The organism is Alcanivorax sp. (assembly GCF_051117345.1).
GTDB lineage: Bacteria > Pseudomonadota > Gammaproteobacteria > Pseudomonadales > Alcanivoracaceae > Alcanivorax.
In genome coordinates this window covers 20,804-28,614 of sequence record NZ_JBNPEC010000136.1, presented here as the reverse complement: position 1 = coordinate 28,614, position 7,811 = coordinate 20,804, and the positions used below count along the sequence as shown (strand labels likewise).

The window sequence follows — 7,811 nt, the reverse complement described above, 5'->3', positions numbered from 1 at the left end:
GCCATCAGGGCAGAGCCCAGCTGGCGGCTTTCCCGTTCCTGCTGGTCCTGTTCGGCCAGCAAATCCGCAGGATCGCTGTTGTCACTGTGCAGGTACGCGGCCGGGGACACTACGGTGCTGTCATCGTCGTCGCTGGTGGGGCCGTCGAAACTGGCGTCATAGGCGCCCAGGCGACCTTCCATTTCTTTCACCTGAACAGCGGTAACGCCCAGATCATCGGCTACTCGCTGGGCTTCTTCCATGCTCAGTCGGCCGAGACGCTTCTTCTGCCCGCGCAGGTTGAAGAACAGTTTGCGCTGGGCCTTGGTGGTAGCCACTTTGACGATGCGCCAGTTCTTGATCACATATTCGTGGATTTCCGCCTTGATCCAGTGCACCGCGAAGCTCACCAGACGTACGCCCTTGGTGGGGTCGAAGCGTTTCACCGCTTTCATCAGGCCCACATTGCCTTCCTGAACCAGATCGCCCAAGGGCAAACCATAACCGGTGTAGCTGCGGGCGATGTGCACTACGAAGCGCAGGTGCGCGAGTACCAGATTACGGGCGGCATCCACGTCCTGTTCGTAGAAATACTGTCCTGCCAAACGTTGTTCGTCGTCTGCGCTGAGAACCGGCACGGCATTAACGGCTCGCATGTAGGCGTCCAGGTTATTGCCCGGTACGGCCAACATCAGCGCCTGTGCTTGCGTTGAAGGGTTTGTCATGCGCGTTGTCTCCTCGTTGAAGACCAGTCAGTGTCCTTATGTGCCGTTGATCTTAGCACTCGGATCTTTGGAGTGCTAATAGGCAAAAAGGTTCCCGGCGATTGAGAGAGCCGATGGGGCAATAACCGAGTCTAGGCCGGCCATGTGAACCGGGGATGAACAGAAGATTGGACGTGGATGAAGGGAGAAGGTTCCGCAGCGGGGAGCCACTGTAGGAGCGCCGCTCCTACAGTGGTTTGCGGGTTGCCGGTCAGAAATTCGGCTCGATATCACCCAGGTGCCGCCCTACCGCCAGCCAGGCGCCGAGTAACCCCAGGATGCCGCTGAATACGGGCAGAATAATCAGGCTGGATGCGGCCATGGAGGTGAGTGATTCCTCACTATTGTACAGGGATAGCAACTCGTCGATGGGCCCGCCCAGCCACCACAGGGCCACCTGTACCAGGATCACGGCGGTGACGCCGCCGGCAAAGCCGAAGCAGAATCCAGAGTAGAGGAAGGGCCGGCGCACGAAGCCGTCGGTGCCACCGACGATCTTCACCACCACGATTTCCTCCCGGCGGCTTTCGATGGCCAGGCGGATGGTATTCACCACCACCAGCACCACGGCGGCGGCCAGGGCCAGGGTGAGAGCGGAAATCAGCCGTTCGCCCAGTTCAATCAGGGCATGCAGGCGGCGCACCCATTCCACATCCAGCTGTACCAGATCCACCCCATCTGCCTCCGCCAGCCGGTTTTCCAGGGCGCGCAGGGTGACCGGGTCGGTCTCGTCCGGGTAGACCACAATCAGCGGCGGCAGCGGGTTGTCCGGCAGGGCTTCCAGTACGTCACCGAAGCCAGACAGGGCCTTGAATTCCGCCAGCGCCTGTTCCCGGGTGATTACCTCGGTGCGACTGATGTTATCCAGCCCTTGCCAGTCGCTGGCCAGGTCCCGCTGGCGCTGCTCGCTGATCTCCATGTCCAGAAACACGGACAGGTGGGCATTGCCGTCCCAGCCGCGGGTAATGGCACGGGCATTGTCCAGCAGCACCGCCAGCCCGGCGGGCAGGGCCAGGGCAATGGCGATCACCAGAATGGTCATGGCACTGCTGGTCCGTGCGGCGTTAAGCCGTTGCAGGGCATCCTTGAAGGAGTCCTGATGGTGCTGGCGCCAGCTGCGGAAACGGTCCTGCAGGGAGGTGCGGGCACTGTGCGCCCCGGCCACCCGGCGCACTCGCTCCGGTTTCTGGCGGCTGGCCTTGATCGGGGTGGCGTTTCTGGGCCCCTTGTTAGCTGCCATGGTGGCCCCCTTCGTCGCCGTCGTGGATCAGGCGCCCCTCACGCAGGGTCAGCAGGCGGTGGTTATAGCGGGCGATCAGGCTCAGGTCGTGGGTGGCGATCAGCACGGCGACGCCGACCCGGGCGAAATCCTTGAACAGGTCCATGATCTCCTCGGAGAGGGCCGGGTCCAGGTGACCGGTAGGTTCGTCCGCCAGCAGCAGCGGAGGCTTGTTGACCACCGCCCGGGCAATCGCCACGCGCTGCTGTTCGCCGCCGGAGAGCATGATCGGGTTGAGCTTTTCCTTGTCCAGCAGACCGACCTTGTCCAGGGCGGCGCGCACCCGCTTGCCGATATCACTGCGGGCGTAGCCGGCGATGATCAGGGGCAGCGCCACGTTGTCGAACACGCTGCGGTCAAACAGCAACTGGTGGTTCTGGTGAACCATGCCGATCTTGCGGCGCAGCAGAGGGATTTGCCGGTTGCCGAAGCCGTTGAGATTCTGGTTATCAAGGAGCACCTGCCCCTGGGTGGGGCGCTCCAGCATCATGATCAGCTTCAGCAGGGTGGATTTGCCCGCCCCGGAATGACCGGTCAAAAACGTCAACTGCCCAGCAGGGAGCGTGAAGCTCACTTTGCTGAGTGCGTCTTTGCCATTCGGGTAGCGTTTGCTGACCCGGTCAAACTGAATCATGAGAGTCCTTAAGCAGCTACAAGCTTCAAGCTGCAAGCTCCAAGGAAAACAAGTGTGCGCGGCGAGGACGGTGCCAGTGGCAGTGTTTGTCTCGCGTTGCAGCTTGAGGCTTGTAGCTTGAAGCTGGTTTATCCCGCCACGTCTTCAAACAACGCCTGCACAAATTCTTCCGCATGGAAGGGGCGCAGGTCTTCCAGCCGTTCCCCTACGCCGATAAAGCGGATCGGCAGGTTGGTGCGTTTGGCCAGGGCGAACAGGATACCGCCTTTGGCGGTGCCGTCGAGCTTGGTCAGTGCCAACCCGGTCACGCCGGCGGCATCGCGGAACTGTTCCGCCTGCTGGATGGCATTCTGGCCGGTGCCGGCGTCCAGTACCAGCAGCACTTCGTGGGGCGCATCCGGGATCAGCTTCTTCATCACCCGGGTAACCTTGGTGAGCTCTTCCATCAGGTTGCCGCGGGTGTGCAGGCGACCCGCGGTGTCGGCGATCAGCACGTCCGCGCCGCGGGACTGGGCGGCCTGAACGGCGTCATACACCACCGAGGCGGAATCCGCACCGGTGTGCTGAGCCACCACCGGGATGTCGTTGCGTTCGCCCCATACTTGCAGTTGTTCCACGGCGGCGGCGCGGAAGGTGTCACCGGCGGCCAGCATCACGCTCTTGCCTTCGGCCTTGAAGCGGCAGGCAAGCTTGCCGATGGTGGTGGTCTTGCCGACCCCATTCACGCCGACCATCAGGATCACATAGGGTTTCTTGCTGCCGTCGATGTTCAGTGGCTGATCCACCGGCACCAGCAGCTTGCGCAGCTCGTTCTGCAGGGACTCGTACAAGGCGTCGGCATCTACCAGCTCTTCGCGGCTGACCTGGCCGGTCAGTGCCTCGATGATCACGTCGGTGGCTTCCACGCCCACATCGGCGACCAGCAGCTGGGTTTCGATTTCCTCGAAAATCTCGTCGTCGATTTCCTTGGCGCCCACCAGCAGGTCCGCCAGCCCCTTGCCCAGGCCTTTGCGGGTCTTGCCCAGGCCCAGTTTCATGCGCGTCCAGAAGCCTTCGCCGTCGCCTTCGTCCTGGCTATCCGCCGGTTCGGCCTGTGGCACTGGTTCCGGGGGCACGGCAGGTGCTTCAGCTTGCGGCGTGGCCGGGGTGGTGGCTTCGGGCTCGGGCTGGGGCTCGCCAGAGGCATCGTCTTGCGGGGCGGGCGCCGTGTCGGTGTTGTTCAGTTCATCGGCATCCACACCGGTAAACATGCGCTTCCAGAAACCGGTCTTTTTTTCTTCCGGCTTGGGGGCGTTGTCGTCGTCGCGGGAAACTTCGTCGCTCATGTTCAGTCTTATCCAATCGCGAAGAGGGCAAATTGATCCTCTTCCTTTGCAATAGAGGCTGCAAGGACAGGGCGGTAAACCGGTATGCTTGCAGTCCTGTGCTCGACAGACTGCCAGGCCGGGGAGAAAAAGTACGCCTTCCTGCAGGCTTGAGGTTCGCCTGGCAGGCTCTCAAAGCCTGCTAGCGAACGCGCGGCTATCCTAACACTTCGCTCACGGGGGAGCAGCTTCCGGGGGCGGTAGCGCAACACAATGAGGACAATGCATGAGAAAACTCATGGTGGCACTGGTGGTCATTCTCTGGAGTCTGACCGCCCGGGCCGAGCTGCCCACCCATGCCTTTACCCTGGATAACGGCCTCAAGGTGCTGATCCGCGAGGATCATCGGGCCCCTGTGGTTACCGTGATGGTGTGGTTCAAGGCCGGCAGCTTCGACGAAGCGCCCTATGAAACCGGCCTGGCCCATGTGCTTGAACACATGATGTTTAAAGGCACCGAGCGGCTGGGGCCGGGGGACTTCTCCAAACTGGTGGCCCGCTATGGGGGCAGTGACAATGCCTTTACCAGTTACGACTACACCGCCTATTTCCAGCAGTACGAAGTGTCGCGCCTGCCGCTGGCCCTGGAGCTGGAAGCGGAGCGGTTGGGCAACCTGAAGATTGATGATGACGAGTTTCGTCGCGAGTTGCAGGTGGTGCTGGAAGAGCGCCGTACTCGTACCGACGACAATCCCAATGCCCTGGCCTGGGAGAAATTCCAGGCGGTGGCCCGGCCGGGCACCGGCTATGCCCACCCGATCATCGGCTGGCGCTCACTGCTGGCACAGCTGCAGCCGGAGCAGGCACGTAGCTGGTACGACCGCTTCTATGTGCCGGGCAATGCCACCCTGGTGGTTGCCGGTGACGTGACCCGCGACCAGGTGGAGCCGCTGGTGCGTCGCTTCTTCAGCGACTTGCCCGCCGGCACCACGCCGCCGCGGCCGACACAGACGGTCAATCCCCCCGCTGGCGAGCGACGCCTGGATTTGGCCATGGCCGTGCAGGTGCCCGCCCTCTACATGCTTTATAACGTTCCTTCCCTGGTGACTGCCGAACAGAAACGGGATTTCTATGCCCTGACCATGCTCGCCGGGGTATTGGATGGAGGCATGAGTGCCCGCATCGAAACCGAACTGGTACGCGGCGAGAAGCTGGTGGCCGGTGCCGGTGCCGGCTACAGCGGCATCCAGCGTGGCGATGGCACCTTTACCCTGACGGCCACCCCGAACCCGGGTGTCACCCTGGAGCAGGTCGAGCAGGCCCTGCGCGAACAGATCAAGACGTTGCGGACGACCTTGCCGAGTGAGGATGAAATGGCGCGGGTGCGGGCTGGCGTGCTGGCCAGCCAGGTGTTCGAAAAGGATTCGGTGATGGGCCAGGCCATGGAGCTGGGCATGCTCAGTACCCTGGGGCTGGATATTGATCTGGCCGAGCAGTTCGAGGAACAGCTGGGCAAGGTCACCGCCGAGGATGTGCAGCGGGTGGCCCGCCAGTGGCTGGTGCCGGAACGGCTGGCCGTGGCCCATGTGGTGCCTGAGCAGGAGGAAGGACAATGAAAACCGAGCTACAAGCTACAAGCTACAAGCTACAAGGCGCGAAGATGGCGGCTTCCTTCCCTCGCAGGGCGGTGCTCCGCGTTGCCAGTGTCGGGGGCGCGGTTCCTGCGCTATTCGATTGGCTGAAAGGTTTGCGCGCGTTGCAGCTTGCAGCTTGCAGCTTGCGCCTTCTGGTGGTGTCGACAGTGTTGCTTTTGAGCGCCTGTACCAGCTTCCCGACCACGGAAAAACAGGTGGCGGCCAGCGAGCCCCAGGCGCCGCAGCTGGATATCCAGTCCTGGCAGACGGAGCAGGGTGCCAAGGTCATGTTCGTGCAAAGCGATGCCTTGCCCATGCTGGATATTCGTCTGGTGATGGCCGCCGGCAGTTCCCAGGATGACGGCTTGCCCGGTGTGGCTTCCCTGACCAGTGCCCTGATTGGCCAGGGCAGCGACGCCCTGAGTGTGGATGACATCGCCCGGGGCTTTGAAGATCGCGGCGCCAGCTTTTCCTCCAGCAGTTACCGGGACATGGGCATCATCAGCCTGCGTACCCTGTCAGCGGCGGAATATCGCCAGCCGGTGGTGGCGCTGTTCAATCAGGTGATCGGTTCGCCCAGCTTCCCCGAGGATGCGCTGGATCGGCTGCGCACCCGTGCCATGCAGGGGCTGCGCATGGAGCAACAGGTGCCCGGCCCGCAGGTCAGCAAGGCATTTATGGCGACGGTGTTTGCCGACCACCCCTATGGCCAGCCCAGCGAAGGGACCCTGGAGAGCCTGCCGCAGATCCAGCGGCAGCAGCTGGTGGATTTCTATGAAACCTATTACGCCGCCGGCAATACCGTGATTGCCATGGTGGGCGACGTGTCGCGCAGTGAAGCCGAGGTGATTGCCGCACAGATCAGTGCGGCGCTGCCAGAGGGGCCGGCGGCGCCAGCGCTGCACCGGGCAGAGGCGCTCAGTGAGCGCAAACGCGAGCACATCAATTTCCCCTCCGCCCAGACCCACATCCTGCTGGGCAACCAGGCCACCTGGCGGGGCAACCCGGACCATGTGGTCCTGCACGTGGGCAACCAGATTCTTGGCGGTGGTGGCTTCGCGTCCATCCTCACCGACGAGGTGCGCCAGAAACGCGGCTATGTGTACGGCATTGGCAGCGGCTTTTCCGCCATGGCGGCGGGTGGGCCATTCCAGGTGCAGTTCAAGACCGCCAATGAGAATGCTGATGAAGCACTGACCCTGACGCTGGAGCTGATCGGCAAGTTTGTCGAAGAAGGCCCCAGCCAAGCGCAACTGGAGCAGGCACGTGCCAATATTCTTGGCAGCTTTGCCCTGAGCACCGCCGACAACAGCGACATCATCGGCCAGCTGGGTGCCATCGGCTTCTACGATCTGCCGCTGGATTACCTGCAGTGGTTCAACCGCCAGGTACGGCAGGTCACGGTGGCGGATATCCGTGAGGCTTTCCGCAGAACCCTGGAGGTGGAGGATCTGGCCATCGTCAGCATCGGCCCCGAGGCACCACAGATCCTTCAGGAACAGGACAATGGTGCCCCTGAGGCGAAGGAAGAGCGTAGTGGCGAATAGAGGCCCGAATCGGAAAGGGGGCGCCACCAGCAAGGGCCAGGTGCGCATTATCGGTGGTGAGCGGCGCGGTCACCGCCTGCAGTTCGTGGACCAGGGGGGCGACCTGCGCCCTTCGTCCGATCGCATGCGCGAAACCCTGTTTAACTGGCTGCAGTTCGAGCTGCCGGGCCTGCGGGTGCTGGACCTGTTTGCCGGTTCCGGCGTGCTGGGGGCGGAGGCACTGAGCCGCGGTGCTCAGCGGGCAGTCCTGGTGGAAAAAAAGCGCGAGCGGGCCGCCGACCTGAAGCGCCAGTTGCTGCCCCTGTTTGGTGATCGCATCGAGATCCACACTGCGGATGCCCTGCAATGGGTAGGGCAAAGCGCCTTGCAGTTCGACCTGGTGTTTGTGGACCCGCCCTACGACCTGGGGCTGGCGGAGCCCGCCTGTGCGACGCTGGAAGAACGGGGGTTGCTGGCGGCACAAGCCTGGATCTATGTGGAAAGCCGTCGGCACGCGGAAGAACCGGTTGTGCCATCGAACTGGCAGCTACACCGGGAGAAGACCGGTGGCGATATTCGCGCGCGTTTATTCCGGCGGGAAGAAATTTGACTCCCATTCGTCGGGTTTGTGTCGACGTCGCGGACAGCCGGCCCATTTACCCGGGTAAATGGTATGAAGGGTTGGGAGAGCG

7 protein-coding genes are annotated in these 7,811 nt (G+C 62.7%); 3 read left to right on the top strand and 4 right to left on the bottom strand.

Annotation, left to right across the window (positions count from 1 at the left end):
- The 4 genes from ACFE0K_RS09025 to ftsY form a co-directional block, all read right to left on the bottom strand.
- Window positions 1-704 (bottom strand): RNA polymerase factor sigma-32 (locus ACFE0K_RS09025; RefSeq protein WP_434535748.1); only part of this gene is annotated, 704 nt, incomplete at its 3' end.
- A gap of 250 nt (window positions 705-954) precedes the next feature.
- The gene (gene ftsX / locus ACFE0K_RS09020; RefSeq protein ID WP_434535747.1) at window positions 955-1,983 is read right to left on the bottom strand and encodes a permease-like cell division protein FtsX; all 1,029 of its coding nucleotides are present in this window, start codon (window positions 1,981-1,983) and stop codon (window positions 955-957) included.
- Window positions 1,973-2,656 carry a cell division ATP-binding protein FtsE gene (gene ftsE / locus ACFE0K_RS09015; RefSeq protein WP_434535746.1) on the bottom strand — a complete coding sequence of 228 codons (684 nt, stop codon included), beginning with the start codon at window positions 2,654-2,656 and terminating at the stop codon, window positions 1,973-1,975. Before ftsE ends, ftsX begins: the two co-directional genes overlap by 11 nt.
- A 128-nt stretch (window positions 2,657-2,784) precedes the next feature.
- Window positions 2,785-3,981 carry a signal recognition particle-docking protein FtsY gene (ftsY, locus tag ACFE0K_RS09010; protein ID WP_434535745.1) on the bottom strand — a complete coding sequence of 399 codons (1,197 nt, stop codon included), beginning with the start codon at window positions 3,979-3,981 and terminating at the stop codon, window positions 2,785-2,787.
- A gap of 265 nt (window positions 3,982-4,246) precedes the next feature.
- Here ftsY and ACFE0K_RS09005 point away from each other — a divergent pair, with 265 nt between their 5' ends.
- From ACFE0K_RS09005 to rsmD, 3 genes are all read left to right on the top strand, one after another.
- A complete protein-coding gene (locus tag ACFE0K_RS09005; RefSeq protein WP_434535744.1) occupies window positions 4,247-5,575 on the top strand; it encodes a M16 family metallopeptidase in 1,329 nt (442 codons plus the stop codon).
- A gap of 185 nt (window positions 5,576-5,760) precedes the next feature.
- Entirely contained in the window at window positions 5,761-7,140 is a 1,380-nt protein-coding gene (locus tag ACFE0K_RS09000; protein WP_434535743.1) for a M16 family metallopeptidase, read from the top strand.
- Window positions 7,130-7,729: a 16S rRNA (guanine(966)-N(2))-methyltransferase RsmD gene (gene rsmD / locus ACFE0K_RS08995; protein ID WP_434535742.1), complete on the top strand. Its 600-nt coding sequence runs from the start codon at window positions 7,130-7,132 to the stop codon at window positions 7,727-7,729. The genes ACFE0K_RS09000 and rsmD overlap by 11 nt, the downstream gene beginning before the upstream one ends.
- The last annotated feature ends 82 nt before the right edge of the window (window positions 7,730-7,811 follow it).

What these genes read in the sequence shown, in the direction of transcription:
- ftsX (WP_434535747.1), bottom strand. Translation starts at nt 1,983, where the DNA reads ATGGCAGCTAACAAGGGGCCCAGAAACGCCACCCCGATCAAGGCCAGC.
- ftsE (WP_434535746.1), bottom strand. Translation starts at nt 2,656, where the DNA reads ATGATTCAGTTTGACCGGGTCAGCAAACGCTACCCGAATGGCAAAGAC.
- ftsY (WP_434535745.1), bottom strand. Translation starts at nt 3,981, where the DNA reads ATGAGCGACGAAGTTTCCCGCGACGACGACAACGCCCCCAAGCCGGAA.
- ACFE0K_RS09005 (WP_434535744.1), top strand. Translation starts at nt 4,247, where the DNA reads ATGAGAAAACTCATGGTGGCACTGGTGGTCATTCTCTGGAGTCTGACC.